Origin of the sequence: Geomonas sp. Red32 (assembly GCF_023652955.1) — a bacterium.
Classification (GTDB): Bacteria; Desulfobacterota; Desulfuromonadia; order Geobacterales; family Geobacteraceae; genus Geomonas.
The window spans coordinates 110,937-127,754 of record NZ_JAKLOY010000002.1; the positions used below are offsets into that span (position 1 = coordinate 110,937).

Sequence of the window (16,818 nt, forward strand, 5' to 3'; positions counted from 1 at the left end):
ACGTAGAACCTAGAACCTGTCTATCGAGGTATGCCATGGCCAAGATCTTCAAGGGTGGAGAATTCCTGATCACCGAGTCCTCCGACGCCGACATCTTCACTCCGGAGGACTTCACCGGCGAACAGCGCCAGATTGCCGCCACCACCGAGCAGTTCGTCAAAAACGAGGTGCAGCCGGTGCGCGAGGAGATCGAGCACCAGCAGTTCGACCACGTGGTGAAGCTGATGAAGCGCTGCGGGGAGCTCGGGCTCCTGATGATGGACGCTCCGGAGGAGTACGGGGGGCTCGAACTGGACAAGGCGACCAGCATGCTGGCAGCGGAAAAGATCGCCTCGGCCGGTTCCTTCTCGGTCGTCTACGCGGCCCACACCGGCATCGGCACCCTCCCGCTCGTCTACTACGGCACCGAGGAGCAGAAACAGCGCTACCTGGAAAAGATCATCTCGGGAGAATGGATCGCCGCCTACTGCCTGACCGAGCCTGACTCCGGCTCCGACGCGCTGGGGGCCAAGGCGACCGCCACCATCTCCGAGGACGGCCGCTACTACCTTCTCAACGGCACCAAGCAGTTCACCACCAACGGGGCCATCGCCGATCTCTACACGATATTTGCCAAGGTGGACCGTCAGCACTTCACCGCCTTCCTGGTGGAGCGGGGAACCGAGGGGTTGAGCGTCGGCCCCGAGGAAAAGAAACTCGGGATCAAAGGCTCCTCCACCACCCAGGTCATCCTCGACAATGCGAAGGTGCCGGTGGAAAACGTGCTGGGCGAGATCGGGAAAGGGCACAAGATCGCCTTCAACGTCCTGAACGTCGGGAGGTTCAAGCTGGGCGCCGCGGTCACCGGCGCGGCCAAGGTGGCCCTCGGGGAAGGGATCCGCTACGCGAACCTGAGAAAACAGTTCGGACACCAGATCTCTTCCTTCGGCGCCATCAGGGAAAAGATCGCCGACCTTTCTGCCGCCATCTTCGCCTCCGAATCCCTCGTCTACCGGCTGGCCGGTCTGCTGGACGACCGCCTGGCCACCATTCCGAAGGAAACACCCAACTACTACGAGGTCTACCAGCGGGGGATCGAGGAGTACGCCCTCGAGTGCGCCATCGCCAAGGTCTTCTGCAGCGAAGTGCTGGCCGGGGTGGTGGACGAAGTGGTGCAGATCCACGGTGGCTACGGCTTCGTCCAGGAGTATCCCGCCGAACGCTTCTACCGCGACGAACGGATCAACCGGATCTTCGAGGGGACCAACGAGATCAACCGGATGCTTATCCCAGGCATCCTGCTGACCCGGTCCATGAAAGGGGAAATCCCGCTCCAGGCCGAGGTCGTCAAGGCGTTCGAGGCGCTCACCACACCGAGTTTCGAGGAACTCGACGAAAGCGTCCCGTTGGCCGCGGAGAAGGCCCTGGTCGCCAGCCTCAAGCAGGTCTTCCTGGTGGTAGCGGGGACGGCCGTTCAGAAGTACCGCGACGCGATCCGTGAGGAACAGGAGATCCTGCTGGCCCTGGCCGACCAGGCCATCAACGTTTTCGCCCTGGAAAGTGCCGTGCTGCGGGCCGCCAAGATGCTCCCGAGGCTGAGCGAGGAGAGAAGAAAGTCGGTCGAGGCGGCCGTCAGGATCTTCGCCTTCGCCATGTCCGAGCGTACCGCCACTGCGGCGCGTAAGGCGGCCTTTTACTGCGCCGAGGGGGATACCCTGACCCTCCTGCTGGCCGGGATCCGCAGGCTCACCAAGTACCAGGCAACCGGCCTTTTGGATGCCAAGCGGACCTTGGCTGCGGCGGCCACCAGCGCCGAGCGCTACCCCTTCTAGCACGCGGCGGGACCGCGATTCTCATCGCCCGGGGCGGGAGGCAGGTGCCGCCTCCCGCCTCCCGCCTCCCGCCCCGGGCCGGGAAACATCACTCATGGGTCCTGTGCTCGATACCCGCTAATTATTTTTTGCGACAACCTGCTTTAATTCTTGGTACTCCCACGATAATGTGGCAAAATCTTTTGGGTACCAAGATTAGCATCTGCTTATGTAGTGAGACCGCCAAGGTCCCGTTGAGGAGGTAGTGACATGGGAGGCATATCCGGAGGGGATTGCGGGGAGATTTCCATGACTGATTCCAAGCTAGCATCCGCCCTGAGACAGGTGCAGGCCGAGTTGGCCCAGCACGAAGCGGTCGAGGAGCAGCTGTACATCCTGGTGGATACCCTCGAAAAAGCCTTGGGCGACCGGCAAAACGAAATGGCGGCCTATAACCAGAAGCTGCGCTTGGAGAACCATACACGGGTACAGGACCAGCGTGAGATACGCGCCCTGAGGGAGCGTCTGGTGCGCAGGGAAGAGGCGTACGCCAACCTGTCGAAGGAGCTGGAGGCCTTAACCTACGGTATTTCCCACGATCTGAGGGCTCCCCTCCGGCACCTGGTCGGCTTCAGCGGGGCTCTGCTGGAAGACTACGCCGGAAGTCTTGACGATACTGCCCGCGGCTACCTCGACTGCATGCTACGGGCGGGGGAAAAGATGGAAGGGCAAATCGAGGCCTTGGTAAAGCTCTCCCGGGTAACCAATCAGCGGCTGACCGTGAAGACCGTAGACCTCGGAAAACTGGTCCGCGACCACGCAGACATCCTCGTTCGCCAAGCCCCCGACCGCCAGGCAGTGCTCACCATCCCGGAAGGAATCTCGGTCAACGCCGACCACGAACTGATGGCCACCGCAATAAACAACCTGGTGGATAACGCGTGGAAGTTCACCGTGCGCAAGGAGACCGCCCTGATAGAGTTCGGTTACCACCGGCAGGGGGACGAGACGGTGTATTACCTGAGGGACAACGGGGTAGGGTTCGATATGAGATACGCCGAGCGGCTCTTTGGCCCTTTCCAGAGGATGCACGGAGGGAGCGAGTGGCAGGGGGCCGGTGTCGGGCTGGCCTTGGTGCAGCGCGTCATCCATCGCCACGGAGGAAGAATCTGGGCCGAGGCGGAACCGGGGGAGGGCGCCACCTTCTTCTTCACCATCGCCGACCAAAACGCCCCCGGAGGGGGCGCCTACTAGCAGTTGGTAAACTGACTTTCCCGCCTAAACGCGCTGGTAACTTTCCAGCCTGAGTGCCATGGCCTTCCTGGTCACCTGCTCCGCCAGCAGGGGATCGCCTGCCTGGGCCGCCACAAGCAGTTCCTCGTAGTAATTCCTGGCCAGGGAGCGATGCTCCTGGGTCGAGAAAAACTCCCCTTTGATACGCTGGTAGAGGTCGGTGAAGCTGTTCATGATGAGCGGATAGAGCTTGTTGCCGGACAGCACGGCCATGGTCAGGTGCAGCTGCGAATCGAATTTGACCAGGGAGCCGGGGGTGTTGCGGAGCTTGCTGGCGCGGGTGAGGAGCTCTGCCAGCTTGGGTGCCTCGTTCTCGACGGCCCGGCGGGCGTAGTCGGGGGCGAACTGGACCCGGAGCTCCATGAGGTGCAGGGCCAGTTCCCTCGGGAAGGCCTCGCTGTTGCGGTTGATCGAGGAGAGCAACTGCAGGTCGCCCTGCGACCAGAAGTCGTTCACGATGGTCGAGCGTCGCTGGTGGACCGAGATCCATCCCGACTCCTGTAACTTGAGTAGCGCTTCTCTCACCGTCGCCCTGCTGACGGCAAAGCGCGCCGCCAGGTCACGCTCGCTCTGGAGGGTGCCGCCAGGGCGGACCTCCCCGCTCAACAATCCAGCAACCAAAGCCCGTTCCACCATCTGGTACGTCTTCCTCATGCCCAACTCTCCCAGTACTCAAGCGAAATCCGACGGCTCCTTCGTGATTTTAGAACAAGCCGTTTCAACCGGTTGGCCACTACTATAGAACATAGTTTTGCATTTTGGTAGTGTTATTTTGAGATTACCGTGAAATTTCCAGCAGAGAAGCTCATTTCCCCGTTTGATCGCCCGAGATGAAGGAAAGGTAAAGATAACGTGAGGATTTTTTGGCGGGGAGCAAACAGAAGTTTGACAAAAAGAAATTGAACAGAGTTCTACGAATTCACGAAGCCAACGCTTAAGGCCACCACAAGCACGATGCGCCGCCGCCAAAGAGGGAACGAGAGGGAACGAGAGGGAACGAGAGGGAACGAGAGGGAACGAGAGGGAACGAGAGGGAACGAGAGGGAACGAGAAGAGGAAGGTACGGGAAGAGGCGGGGCGGGGAGGGAACCAAAGGCAGCCCACGGTGTCGAGACGGAAGGAGAGGGCGCGGCCACGGGGAGAGCCGCGCCCCTTTTAGTTTTCCGGTGAACGGGGAAGCGTGAAGTAGAAGGTGGCTCCCTCCTGGTCCAAGCCATGCGCCCAGACGGTGCCGCCGTGACGGTCGATGATCCGCTTCACCGTGGCGAGCCCGATTCCGGTTCCCTCGAACTCCGAGCCGTGGAGCCTCTGGAAAGGTTGGAATAGCAGGTTCGCAAACGCCATGTCGAAGCCGACGCCGTTATCCCTGACGTAGAAGGCTGCCTTACCATCGGTCACCGTGCGGCCGAACTCGATGCGGGACTCTCCGTTGCCGGAGTACTTCAAGGCGTTGCCGATCAGGTTTTCCAGCACCAACCGGACGAGGATGCTGTCGCCGAAGGCCCTCAGCCCTTTCTGGACCACGAACTCCGCCGACGTATTCCCCTCGGCCTCGCTCAGCATGCTGGCGACCTCCTCGGCCATCTTGCTGATGTCGAAACGGTTTCTCTTCATCTCGGTCCGGCCGACCCGGGTCAGGGTTAAAAGGTCGTCGATCAATTTCCCCATCCTGGAGCTGGCGGTACTGATCCGCTCGAGGTACTGGCGGGGTTCCTCGCTCAGTTGATCGGCGTATTCGGTCAGAAGGATGGTGCTGTAGCTGTTGATGTGTCGAAGCGGTGCGCGCAGGTCATGGGAGACCGAGTAACTGAAGGATTCGATCTCCTTCTTGGCCGCCGCCAGCTGCGACGTCCGTTCGATGACCCGGCGGTCCAGCTCGTCGTTGAGGTCGCGAATCGCCTGCTCGGCGTCCTTTCGCTCGGTAATGTCCTGGATGGTGCCGACCATCCGGCAGAGCTTGCCCGACTCGTCCGGTTTGAGCTCGCAGCACTCCGCCACCCAGCGGTCGACCCGATCGCTTTGCCGGGTGATCTTATATTCCATCTGGAATTGCTTGGCATTGACGATAGAAGCGAAGTAGGACTCGATGAACTGCTGACGGAAGTCGGGATGGACTATTTCGTAATGCCCGAGGAGGCTCATCGGGGTCTCCTCCTCGAGCCCGAGGATTTCGCCCAGAGTGGCCGAGCAGCTCCAACGGTCCTTGGCCAGGTCGAGCACATAGCTCCCCAGCTGGGCGATCCGCTGGGTCTCGCTCAGCAGGCGGTCGCTGTCGGCCAGGACTTGCTCGTAATGCCTCTGCTCGGTGACGTCCTGCAGCACCAGCACGGTACCGCCCGGCTCCCCGTCAGCACCGGCGAAGGGCGAGGCGTTGACGGAGAGCAGCACCCGTTCGCCGTCGGGGCGCTTGATCGCAAAACAGGTCGTTGGCATCACGCTGCCGCCGGCCAGTACTTCGCGCAAGGGGAGTTCCTCTTCGTGGGAGGATTTCCCGCCGCGGGTTACCAGGTGGCAGACCGGGAGGCGGTAGCGGGAGAGATTCATCTCTTCGCGGGAGGTCCCAAGGATCTGTTCGGCGCTGGGGTTGGCGAAGATGAGGTTTCCTTCCAGGTCGATGACCACGAGCCCCACCGGGATGTTCCCGGTGACCACCTCCAGAAGGGAATGCTCCACCTGGTTGAGCTGTTCGACCCGTTTTTGCTCCCCGATATCGACCAAGGTCCCCACCACCCGAGCCAGACGGCCGTTGCCGTCGTGTTGGGCTTTGCCCTGGCAGAGGAACCACCCCCATTTGCGGGTGCCGGTTTTGAGCCGGAGTTCGACGCGGAAGCCGCGGTCCCCCGCATGACAGCTGGAACGGATGGACAGCAGGGTCTCCTGGTCCTCGGGATGGACCAGTTTTTTTAGCTGCTCGAGGCCCGTGGAAAGTTCCCCGTCCTGGTAGCCGAGGATTTCGTGACAGCGAGGGCTTACATGGTATATCCCGGCGATCAAATCGATATCCCACAGCCCGGCGCAGGCTGCCTCCAGAGCCAGGCGATGCCGCTCCTCGCTCAGGGCGACTTCCTCGCGGACCGCCACCTTGGCGGTAATGTCGACGTTGCACCCGAGGTAACCGGTGACCTCACCGGCCGAATTTCGGATCTGGGCGATGGAGGCGTGCACGATCACCGCCCCGCCGTCCGCGGCACGATAGGTCAATTCCGACGACCATTCGAGGCAAGCCCCCATGGTGGTCCTCCAGGCGGCAACCAGGTAGGGACGGTCATCGGCCACCAGGAGAGGGGCACCTTCATTCTCGGAAACGCAGGAAAGGCCGCAATCCAGGCCATCGGCGTTCGCGGGGCGGACGAAATCTCCGCCCGGATTGCACTTGAACAGTCCAAGGTGGAGCATGCCGAATATGTTGTTGAAGACCGCATACTGATCGCCTGGATGAGCGGTTTCTTCCCTCGGGAAATCGGCGGGTGTGATACGTGAAAACGGGTCAGCTTTTCCGCAGCCTTTCTTTTCCGGTTGATACCTCGCAGTCATAAATGGCCTCGCTGAGTCACTAACTTCGTTTTTCACCGGCATGGACGGGTGAACGTATAGTGGAGGGTGGATGGCATTGCGGCCCGGTAGTTAGGGCCACTCTCAGTAGGGCCTCGGCAGGTTGTGCTGTGACTGAGGTATGTAAAATCTACTATCAAGAATAAATTTTTGCAATTAAATTTATCAAATTATATTGCTATCGGTGTACCTTTTTATTGCCACCATCGCCGATTTGTTTAATCTTTATACAGGACAAGGTGGAGCAGGTCGTGTCACGTACCCCGCTCTGCCAGCGTCATCCAAAACTTCACTCAAGAGGAGACACCATGAGCACCGAAACCTGCCGTTGCGGAGCGAAGCACACCGGCCATATCTGCATGCTTAAGAGTAAAGGGCTCGTCGAAGAAATCGCCCACATCACCGATCAGCCCACCGTCGTTTGCTTCACCTGCGGCGCCGAGGCCAATACAGCGGACAACGTCTGCGCGCCGATGCCGATAGAGAAGTGAGGGGCGCTCATTGAATCGGGATCGACACACAGGAAAACACGGGCAGGGGAGGGGAGAGCATGCCTGAACTCCCCGAGGTAGAGGTAACGAGGCTTGGGATCAGCGGCCACCTGGTAGGCCGCGCGGTGGCCGGTTTCTTCGTTCATGGGCAGAAGCTCGGCGCCACCATACCTGCCGAGCTGGCCGCCCAACTGGCCGGCCAGCGGATCACGAGCGTCGAGCGCAGGGGGAAATATCTCATCCTCCGCTTTGCCGCCGGATCGCTGCTGGTGCATCTGGGAATGACCGGCCATCTGCGGGTGGTTCCCGGCCAGCGCACCGCCGGCCCCCACGACACCCTGGACATCCTGCTGGATTCGGGACAGATGCTCCGGCTGAACGACCCGCGCCGCTTCGGATCGCTCCACTGGACGGCGGCGGACCCGTTCCAGCACAAGCTATTGGCAAGTATCGGCCCGGAGCCGCTCACCGGCGCGTTTACCGGAGCGTACCTGTTCCGCAGAAGCCGCGGCAAGAAGGTCGCCGTGCAGCCGTTCATCATGGACAGCTCGGTGGTTGCCGGGGTAGGTAACATTTACGCCGCCGAATCCCTTTTCCGCTGCGGGATACTCCCGGCGACACCGGCTGGGAACCTGACCGAATCGAGTTGCGAGGAACTGGTTGCCTCCATCAAGCAAACCCTCACCGATTCCATCGCGGCCGGACGCTCGACCATGAAGTTCGACAAGGAAGAGGACAAGCTCGTCTATTTCCCCCAGACACTCTACGTCTATGGCCGGGAGGGACAACCCTGCCGCACGTGCGGGGATCCCATCCTGCGCGGCCGTTTCGGGAAGCGCTCCACCTTCTTCTGTCCCAACTGCCAACGCTAGTTATCCCTTCCCATCTCCTATACCGGCGAGGGTGCCGTACTTAACACCCTCGCCGGTATGGTAATCTCTTTACTGTTCCACATTGAGCGTTTCCATGGAGGCTTCCCATGAGTCGACTGTTCTCCCCCATCACCTTCCGGGAATTGAATATCCGTAACCGCATCTTCGTCTCGCCCATGTGCCAGTACTCGAGCAAGGACGGACTCCCCACCGACTGGCACCTGGTCCATCTCGGCAGCCGCGCCGTCGGAGGCGCCGGCCTTGTCATGGTGGAGGCCACCGCCGTCACGCCGCAAGGGCGCATCAGTCCGGACGACAGCGGCATCTGGAGTGCCGAGCACGCGGCAGCCTTCGCCCCCATCACCCGCTTCATCCGGGAACAGGGAGCGGTAGCCGGGATCCAGCTCGCCCACGCCGGCCGCAAGGCTTCCACCGAGCTTCCCTGGAGGGGCGGGGGGCCGCTCGGCGCGAAGAACCGCGGCTGGCAGACCGTCGCCCCCAGCGCGATCCCCTTCGCCCCGGGACACCTGATGCCGCGCGAGGCGACCAGCCACGACCTGGAAAATATCCTCGGCCAGTTCACCATGGCGGCCCGCCGCTCCGTCGAGGCCGGTTTCCAGGTCGTGGAACTGCACATGGCGCACGGCTACCTGCTGCACGAGTTCCTTTCCCCGCTCTCCAACCAGCGCACCGACGAATTTGGCGGATCTCTGGAAAACCGCCTCCGTTTCCCGCTGCGGGTGGCCAAGGCAGTGAGAGAGATATGGCCCGGGCACCTGCCGCTCTTCGTGCGGGTCTCGGCAACCGACTGGATCGAAGGTGGATGGGAGATCAGCCAGACGGTCGAGTTGGCTAAACGTCTCAAGGAGATCGGCGTCGATCTGATCGACTGTTCCAGCGGCGGGCTCGTTCCCGAGGCGGCGCCACCTTTTGGGCCGGGGTTCCAGGTTCCCTTTGCGACCGCCGTCAGGCAACAGGCAGGCATCGCCACCGGTGCGGTCGGCTTCGTGAGCGACCCAGCCCAGGCTGAGCAGATAGTGGCCACCGGGTTGGCCGACGTGGTCTTCCTGGCCCGGGGAATGCTGAAGGATCCGTACTGGCCGCTGAGCGCGGCAAGGGCGCTGGGAGTGGACCTGACTTGGCCTGCCCAGTACGAACGGGCGAAGAATTTCTGAGCGGGGTTATGGGAGTGAAGGGGTAGGGGAGCGTGAATGGGAGGAGAAGCTTCCGGTCGGAAGTCTTCCTCCCCCCATTTCAGGAAAGCGGGGGAGAGTGATCAGTCCTTATTAAAGGCGAAGGCATGGAGGGCGACGAGGGCACCGGCCGCGCCTACCCAGTAGATCCAGCGGTACTCGCCGAAATGGATGTCCACGAAATCGCGGAAGGTCATGCCGCTATGGCTGCGGCGGGGTTCTTTGACCTCGGTGGCGCCCGTGGCCGGATCGGTACAGTCGTTGGCCGCCATTACCTGGGCGGCAGCCATCTGCGGCGACGGGACGGTGCTTGCCTTGACAGGCGTTACCGCCGCCGTCTGTTCCACCGGCTGCTGGCTTGCCAGCCTGCCCAACTCCTGCGCTCCTGCCGCGGCCGGGATGAAGGTGACGAGACAGATGACTACCATGAGTTTCCTGAACATTGGCATTCCTCCTTGGCGCAGTCCGGTACCAGTGGTGGAGCTGGCAGCGACATGCAATTAGTGGTGACAAGTCGGGTACGGTGAGGTAGATTATACCAGCCTTTCCCGGGACGAAACCTCTACCCGGCTAATATCACTAATTTAAAAGGAGTACCCATGGAAAGATATCAGACCCAGGCCGCCGCCAGAACCGTCCCCATCGCCCAAGGCGGCGTGATGCGGGGGGTATACGGCTGGATGGGCGCCGGGCTCGCGCTGACCGCGTTCGTTTCGCTGTTGACGGTCTCCTCGCCCGTCCTGCTGCAGGCGATCCTCGGTAACCGCATCCTTCTCTACGCCCTGCTGTTCGGCGAAGTCGGCCTCGTCCTCGCGATCAGCGGCGCCATCAACAGGATCAGCGCCACCACCGCCGGCATGCTTTTCCTTGCCTACGCCGCCTTGAACGGCCTGACCATGTCGACCATCTTCGTGGTCTTCACGGCATCCTCCATCGCCTCGACCTTCATGGTCACCGCCGGGATGTTCGGGGCCATGAGCCTCTACGGCTACGTTACCCGCAGCGATCTCACCTCGTGGGGAAGCTTCCTCAACATGGGCCTGATCGGCGTGATCATAGCCTTCGCCGTCAACATCTTCCTGCACAGCCCGATGATCTCCTGGGTGACCAGCATCTGCGCCGTCATCGTCTTCACCGGACTCACCGCCTATGACACGCAGAAGATCAAGTACCAGGCCGCCGGCCGCAAGGGAGCCATCATGGGGGCCCTGACCCTCTACCTGGACTTCATCAACATGTTCCTCGCCATGCTCCGGCTGTTCGGGGAGAGGAGATAGAACAAAAAATCAGTTCTAGGTTCTAGGTTAGCAACCAAACGAGACAAAAGAAAAACGGGATGGCACCTTCGGGAGCCATCCCGTTTTTTCTTCGGAGTGTGTTTCTGCAGTGTCTTTAGCAGTTAACTTTGAACGTAGAACCGGTTCATTTCAGCTTGATCCCGTCCTTGGTTATTTCGACGACCCCCTGCTTGTAGAGGTTGCCGATGACGGTTTTGAAGCTCTTCTTGCTCATGCGGAAGAGCTCGTAGATGACCTCCGGGGTGCTCTTGTCACCCACCGGCAGAAAGCCGCCCCGCTCCTCGAGCACCCTGATGACGGTATCCCTGCTGCCGGCCACCCCTTGGAATCCGGTCTGTCTCAAGGTCACATCGATCTTGCCGTCTTCCCTGACCTTCTTCACGAAACCCCGGGGGTGATCCCCAATCCGGTACCGCCCAAAGAGATCGTTCTTGAAAAGAAGGCCGGGATAGCGGCCGTTCACCACCACCTTGGCGCCCAGGGCGGTGAACTCGTAGAAGACGAGATCGACCTCCGCACCGTTTTTGAGCTCGGCCGGCGTCCGCTCCAGGAACCGGTCGATCCGGGACGACGCCGCGATCCTTCCCGAACGGTCGAGGTAGAGCCTGACCAGGTGCTTCTCTCCCTTCATCATGGGGTGCGCCTGCTCGGCGAACGGGGCCAGCAGGTCCTTCTCGAGCCCCCAGTCGAGGAAGGCTCCTACCGTAGCCGTCTCCTTGACCTGCAGCAGGGCGAATTCTCCCACCTGCCCCTTCGGGTGCAGGGTGGTCGCCACCAGGCGGTCCTCCGAATCGAGATATACGAAAACCTTGACGCGATCTCCCGCGGCCAGCCCATCCGGGAGGTACTTGGATGGAAGGAGGATATCCCCCTCGGACGAGGCGAGGTAGGCGCCGATGGAGGTCAGTCTGCTGACCGGCAGAGTGTTGTATCTTCCCAGTTCCAGCATGGTGCCTGCTGATCGATCCTTCATGTAACCTCACTCTGCAATAATAGAATTAGATATCGTTCACTCACTGGTAAAAATTAAACTGCAGGAAAAAATGGTCGATACCTATCAGCAGATATGCCATAATTTGGCTTCCATTGCCACCTGTCTAAAAAGATCCAGTATCTTTTTAACGTCAACCTATCATAACACCAGACTTTAGTGGCTGCCAGGACACACGCGGAACCTCCACAGGATCCCGGCAGTGTGTCCTCCCCATGGAGATCCACCTTGAGCCTGAAAACCAAGCTTACCTGGGCCATTTCCCTTCTTATCGCTGTTCTCCTTACCATACTTACCCTTTCCGCCGGTATCTATTTCGTCGATCAGATCAAGCAGCTGGTGTTCACCCAGCAGTTTGCGATGGTCAGCGCGCTCTCGGAACAGCTGGACGACAAGCTCCTCTCCCTGCAGACCGAACTGGTCACCACGGCCGGCACCATCACCAGCGGCACCATTAACGATCGCTCCACCATGGAGAGCTTCTTCCAAAGGCGTCCCGACACCCGGGCAGCCTTCGACAACGGCCTCTTTCTGTTTTCGCCCCGGGGGCGGCTGCTCTTCGAAACTCCGCGCGAGCAGGAGATGATGGTCCGCGATTTCTCCGGGAGCGAATTCCTCAAAACCACCCTTGCCACCAGGGCTCCCCAGATTTCCGAGCCGTTCGTCTCCCCCCAGACCCACCACCACCCGGTGGTCATGTTTACCGCCCCCATCTTCGACTCCCAGGGGGGAATAATGGCGGTCCTGGCAGGCTCCCTCGATCTCACCAAGAGCAACTTCCTCGGCAAGGTCTCCTCGACGAAGATCGGCGACCAGGGATACCTCTATCTCTTCACCAGGGGTAAAGCCGTCGTTTCCCACCCGATCCGGGACCGGATCCTCAAGCCCTACGACGCCTTCGGGGCCAACTCGCTGGCAGACCGGGCCTTGAGAGGGTACGAGGGGACCGGAGTGCGGACCAACGCCCGGGGTACCCGGATCATCAGCGCCTACCGGAAGCTCTCCACCTCCGGATGGATCCTGGCGATCGACTATCCCGAATCGGAAGCCCTCGCCTCCGTCCAGCGCGCACACCAGTTCCTTTTGGCGGCACTTGTCTGCGTCTTCCCGATATCCTTTCTGGCCGCCTGGATCCTGATGCACTACCTGACAGCGCCTCTTTTGGATATGACCGGCCAGATCCAGTCACTTCTCAAGGCCGGCGACGGAGACAGGAAGCGGATCTCCGTGGAGAGCGGCGACGAGATCGCAACCCTGGCCGGCGCCTTCAACACGCTGCTGGACGAGCTGGAGCACCGCAGGGAGGAGATCCACAAGCAGCTCGCCTTCTCCCAGCGGGTGATCGACACCACGCCGATACCGATCTTCTACAAGGACTCCCGTGGATACTACCTGGGATGCAACCGCGCCCTGGAAGAGTTCCTGGGGGTCGACCGCACACAGGTGATCGGCAAGTCGCTCGGCGACCTTTTCCCGGACGACACCGCCGAGGCGAACCGCCTCGTGGACGTGAAATTGGCCCGCGACGGGGCATTGCAGGTGTACCGGTCTAAAATCCCCCGCGCCGACGGCCAGAGCAGGGATGTCATCATCTACAAGGACCTGTTCCCCGCCGCCGACGGCACCGTCGGGGTGATCGGCGTCATCCACGACGTCACCGATCTCAACCTTGCCCAGGAGGCCCTGGAAGGGCAGAAGGAATTCGCCGAAAGCCTCGTGCAGAATTCGATCCTCCCCACCTTCGTGGTCAACGGCAACCACGAGGTGGTGATCTGGAACCACGCCTGCGAAACCCTCACCGGCTACCAGGCCTGCGAGGTCCTTGGGGTCAACGACCTCTGGAAGATCTTCCACGAGACCGAGCACCCGCTTTTGGCCGACCTGATCGTGAAGGGCGGGGGAAGGCTGGCGACCGCCTACCACGCCGTGGAATCCATCGACGACCAGATCCCCGACGGGGTGCAGACCGAAAGCTGGTACCGGGACCGCAATGGGGTTCTCCATTACCTGGTTGTCACCGCAGCCCCCATCCGCGACCGCGACGGCAAACTCCTCGGCGCCATCCAGACCCTCGAGGACATCACCGCGAGAAAGCACGCCCAGGACGCCCACGAGAAGACCAGGCGGCAGCTCCAGCTGATCCTGGACGCGGCAGGGGAGGGGATCTACGGGGTGGACATGAAGGGTAAGGTGACCTTCGTGAATCCGGCGGGGGCCCAGATGATGGGGTGGGAACCGCAGGAGATGCTCGGCAAGCACCACCATTCGCTCGGGCACCACACCAAGCCGGACGGCAGAAGTTATCCCCAGGAGGAATGCCCGATCTCCCAAGCCCTGCACGACGGCCGTCCGCACCACGGCGAGGAGCTCTTCTGGCGCAAGGACGGCAGCAGTTTCACCGTCGAGTTCATCAGCACCCCGATCAGAGAGGAAGGAGAGCTGGTCGGCTGCGTGGTGGTCTACCGGGACACCACCGAGCGGAACCTGGTCGAGGAGCAGCTTTTGAAGCTATCCCAGGCGGTCGTGCAGAGCCCCATCTCCATCATGATCACCGACACCACCGGAAAGATCGAGTACGTGAACCCGAAGTTCATCCAGACCACCGGGTTCCAGTCGTCCGATGTGCTCGGAGAAAATCCCCGCGTGCTCAAATCGGACAAGACGGCACCCGAGCTCTACCGCGACCTGTGGGACACCATCACCGCGGGGAAGGTCTGGTCGGGCGACATCTTCAACCGCCGCAAGGACGGCGAGACCTACTGGGAGCATGCCACCATCTTCCCGATCAGGAACTCGGCGGGAATCATCAGCCATTACATGGCCTTCAAGGAGAACATGACCGAGCGCAAACGCCTCGAAGAGCAGCTGCGCCAGGCCCAGAAGATGGAGGCCATCGGGCAGCTGGCCGGAGGAGTTGCCCACGATTTCAATAACATACTGACCGTCATCACCGGTTTCGGCCAGCTTCTCCACTACACGCTCGACCCCGAGGATCCCAAGCGAAGCCACATGGAGCAGATCCTGGACGCCGCCGACCGGGCCACCCACCTGACCAGGAGCCTGCTGGCCTTCAGCCGCAAACAGGTCATGCTCCTGCAGCAGCTGGAACTGAACGACCTGGCCCGCAACCACATCAAGTTCCTCACCAGGATCATAGGCGAGGACATCTCGCTGAAGACCGACCTGACCGGCGAGCGGCTGGTGGTGATGGCGGACAATGGCCAGATAGAGCAGGTGCTGATGAACCTCGCCACCAACGCCCGAGACGCCATGCCGGGAGGGGGCGAGCTCACCATCCGGACCGAGATCGTCGCGCTCGGGAAGGAATTCCAGCAGGAACACGGCTTCGGCGCCCCCGGCCGCTTCGCCCTGATCACCATCTCGGACACCGGCACCGGCATGGACATAAAGACCCAGCAGAAGATCTTCGAGCCGTTTTTCACCACCAAGGCCAACGGGCGCGGTACCGGGCTCGGGCTTTCCATCGTGTACGGCATCGTCAAGCAGCATAACGGCTTCATCACCATGAAAAGCCAGCTGGGGGGCGGAACGACCTTCTTCGTCTATCTCCCGCTGGTTCCGGGACTCGAGGCGGAAGCGAAACGGGCCTCGCTGGTGATGCCCAACGGCGGCAGCGAAACGATCCTCGTGGTTGAGGACGATCCGGCAGTCCGCCATCTGGTGGATTCGGTGTTGACCCGGTTCGGTTACTCGGTACTCCTCGCGGAAAGCGGCGAACAGGCACTCGATCTCTTCGAGCGGAACCCGAACGACATCGACCTCGCGCTGCTGGACGTCATCATGCCCAAGATGAACGGCAAGCAGGTCTGCGAGGAGCTCAGGTCCCGCGATCCGCAGCTCAAGGTACTGTTCTTGAGCGGTTACACCTCCGACGTCATCGAGGACAAGGGGATCGAGATGGACGGGATCGACATCATCATGAAGCCGGCCAAGCCGTCGGAACTGGCCAAGAAGATCCGCGACCTCCTGGATGCGGAGTGAGGAGGCAAAGATGCTGCTGGAAGAGATGACCATGAACGAGTTTGCAGAGGGGCGCAAGAGCTGCCGCACCGCCTACATCCCGTTCGGCTCGGTCGAGGAACACGGAAGCCATCTCCCGCTATCCACTGACACGATCGAGGCGTACGAGGTCGGGAAGAGGGCGGCAGAACGGATTCCGCTCTTCGTGGCCCCGCCAGTCCATTACGGCTGCTGCCGGTCGACCTCCCTGCACCCCGGAACCGTCTCGATCACCACGGCAACATTGAAGGCCCTCTTCAAGGACATCGTCCGCTCGTTGCATGCACACGGTCTAATGAATTTCATCGCCTTGACCGGGCACGCCGGGGGTAGCCATCGAATGGCGCTACAGGACGCCGGGGAGGAATTGCTGCTGGAGATCGCCGGCATTAACATGGCGGTGGTGACCGAATACGACCTGGCCAAGGATTCGGCGGCCCATCTCTTGGAGACGCCGGGCGACGCCCATGCCGGCGAGATCGAGACCTCGCGCATCATGCACTCGCATCCGCACCTCGTGAAAGGAAGCTCGCCGGAGGAATGGCCGGCGTTCCCGCCGGGAATCCTGGTCCGGGACAAGCGGAGTTTCTGGCCCGGTGGCGTCTGGGGCGATCCGTCCAAGGCCAGCGCCGAAAAAGGAAGGATCCTGGAGTCGCTGGTGGCCGACAAGGTGGTCGAACTGGTAAAAGCGCTGGAAAGCCGCCGCTGGTAAGGCTTTCCGGTACCCCTCGAGGATTGCCTAAAAAGGCGGCTTCCAAATTTGCGTTTTAAGCGGCTTTTTCTGTTTAGTCCAGGGGTAGGTATGGGTTGTTTTTCCGTCTGTATTGACTGAGAGGGAAAATAGGGCTTCCAAGACTGTCTCAGGACAGGTGACGCATAATCAAAGATAGATCTGGTGACAACTACCGGGCCGCTCGTTGAGAATGGCAAAGGACGATCCGGAACGTCTGAGACAGCGAAGCAGGCAAGGTCGTTACTATAGAATCACGAGGCGGGTATCAGTATCAACCGAACGAGAGTATCTGAGTTGACTGAGACGTTTCATCGAAGAGCCGGGAAGTAGCCAGTGGCCGGTTTCTGCCGGCCGGTCCAATCGGCACAAACGATGTAGCAGAAGTGATCGAACCGATCCTCCATTTAACCCGGGCTTAAAGCCGTAGCGAATTCCCCCTCAAGCCGTCCGCTCAAAAAGACACATCGTACTTTACATAATATATCTTATGGGACGTAACAGATATCTGAAGGGGAGAGCGGGGTGAGCCCCGCCGCCGCCCCGGAGGTCGCTCCCCCCCACTTAGGAAGTGCCACAGCAAATCCT

At 61.0% G+C, this 16,818-nt stretch carries 12 protein-coding genes; 8 read left to right on the forward strand and 4 right to left on the reverse strand.

Annotated elements, in window-relative coordinates:
• Positions 1 to 35: 35 nt before the first annotated feature.
• Positions 36 to 1,811, forward strand: coding sequence for an acyl-CoA dehydrogenase FadE (locus L4X63_RS07455; protein ID WP_250677988.1), 1,776 nt, complete (start codon positions 36 to 38; stop codon positions 1,809 to 1,811).
• A 288-nt stretch (positions 1,812 to 2,099) separates the two neighbouring features.
• Complete coding sequence (locus tag L4X63_RS07460) at positions 2,100 to 3,044, forward strand: sensor histidine kinase (RefSeq protein ID WP_250677989.1); 945 nt, start codon at positions 2,100 to 2,102, stop codon at positions 3,042 to 3,044.
• 24 nt (positions 3,045 to 3,068) lie between these two features.
• Here L4X63_RS07460 and L4X63_RS07465 read toward each other — a convergent pair whose 3' ends face one another.
• Together L4X63_RS07465 and L4X63_RS07470 are read right to left on the reverse strand one after the other, a co-directional pair.
• On the reverse strand, positions 3,069 to 3,737 hold the full coding sequence (locus tag L4X63_RS07465; RefSeq protein ID WP_250677990.1) for a GntR family transcriptional regulator: 669 nt from the start codon (positions 3,735 to 3,737) through the stop codon (positions 3,069 to 3,071).
• 501 nt (positions 3,738 to 4,238) lie between these two features.
• Complete coding sequence (locus L4X63_RS07470) at positions 4,239 to 6,479, reverse strand: PAS domain-containing sensor histidine kinase (protein WP_250677991.1); 2,241 nt, start codon at positions 6,477 to 6,479, stop codon at positions 4,239 to 4,241.
• Positions 6,480 to 6,943: 464 nt separating this feature from the next.
• On the opposite strand from L4X63_RS07470, the gene L4X63_RS07475 reads away from it, so the two are divergent.
• The 3 genes from L4X63_RS07475 to L4X63_RS07485 all read left to right on the forward strand — a co-directional run bounded on the left by L4X63_RS07475 (position 6,944) and on the right by L4X63_RS07485 (position 9,173).
• Entirely contained in the window at positions 6,944 to 7,126 is a 183-nt protein-coding gene (locus tag L4X63_RS07475) for a hypothetical protein (protein WP_250677992.1), read from the forward strand.
• Positions 7,127 to 7,185: 59 nt separating this feature from the next.
• Positions 7,186 to 7,998: a bifunctional DNA-formamidopyrimidine glycosylase/DNA-(apurinic or apyrimidinic site) lyase gene (mutM, locus tag L4X63_RS07480; RefSeq protein WP_250677993.1), complete on the forward strand. Its 813-nt coding sequence runs from the start codon at positions 7,186 to 7,188 to the stop codon at positions 7,996 to 7,998.
• Between the two features lie 107 nt (positions 7,999 to 8,105).
• On the forward strand, positions 8,106 to 9,173 hold the full coding sequence (locus L4X63_RS07485; RefSeq protein ID WP_250677994.1) for an NADH:flavin oxidoreductase/NADH oxidase: 1,068 nt from the start codon (positions 8,106 to 8,108) through the stop codon (positions 9,171 to 9,173).
• Positions 9,174 to 9,274: 101 nt separating this feature from the next.
• On the opposite strand, the gene L4X63_RS07490 is transcribed toward L4X63_RS07485, so the two are convergent.
• On the reverse strand, positions 9,275 to 9,634 hold the full coding sequence (locus L4X63_RS07490; protein ID WP_250677995.1) for a hypothetical protein: 360 nt from the start codon (positions 9,632 to 9,634) through the stop codon (positions 9,275 to 9,277).
• Between the two features lie 156 nt (positions 9,635 to 9,790).
• Here L4X63_RS07490 and L4X63_RS07495 point away from each other — a divergent pair, with 156 nt between their 5' ends.
• Positions 9,791 to 10,468, forward strand: coding sequence for a Bax inhibitor-1/YccA family protein (locus L4X63_RS07495; protein WP_250677996.1), 678 nt, complete (start codon positions 9,791 to 9,793; stop codon positions 10,466 to 10,468).
• Between the two features lie 145 nt (positions 10,469 to 10,613).
• On the opposite strand, the gene L4X63_RS07500 is transcribed toward L4X63_RS07495, so the two are convergent.
• Positions 10,614 to 11,462 carry a CvfB family protein gene (locus L4X63_RS07500; RefSeq protein ID WP_250677997.1) on the reverse strand — a complete coding sequence of 283 codons (849 nt, stop codon included), beginning with the start codon at positions 11,460 to 11,462 and terminating at the stop codon, positions 10,614 to 10,616.
• A gap of 246 nt (positions 11,463 to 11,708) precedes the next feature.
• Here L4X63_RS07500 and L4X63_RS07505 point away from each other — a divergent pair, with 246 nt between their 5' ends.
• Positions 11,709 to 15,482 (forward strand): PAS domain S-box protein, encoded by a 3,774-nt coding sequence (locus L4X63_RS07505; protein ID WP_250677998.1) that lies wholly within the window; start codon positions 11,709 to 11,711, stop codon positions 15,480 to 15,482.
• Between the two features lie 10 nt (positions 15,483 to 15,492).
• A complete protein-coding gene (locus L4X63_RS07510; protein ID WP_250677999.1) occupies positions 15,493 to 16,212 on the forward strand; it encodes a creatininase family protein in 720 nt (239 codons plus the stop codon).
• The last annotated feature ends 606 nt before the right edge of the window (positions 16,213 to 16,818 follow it).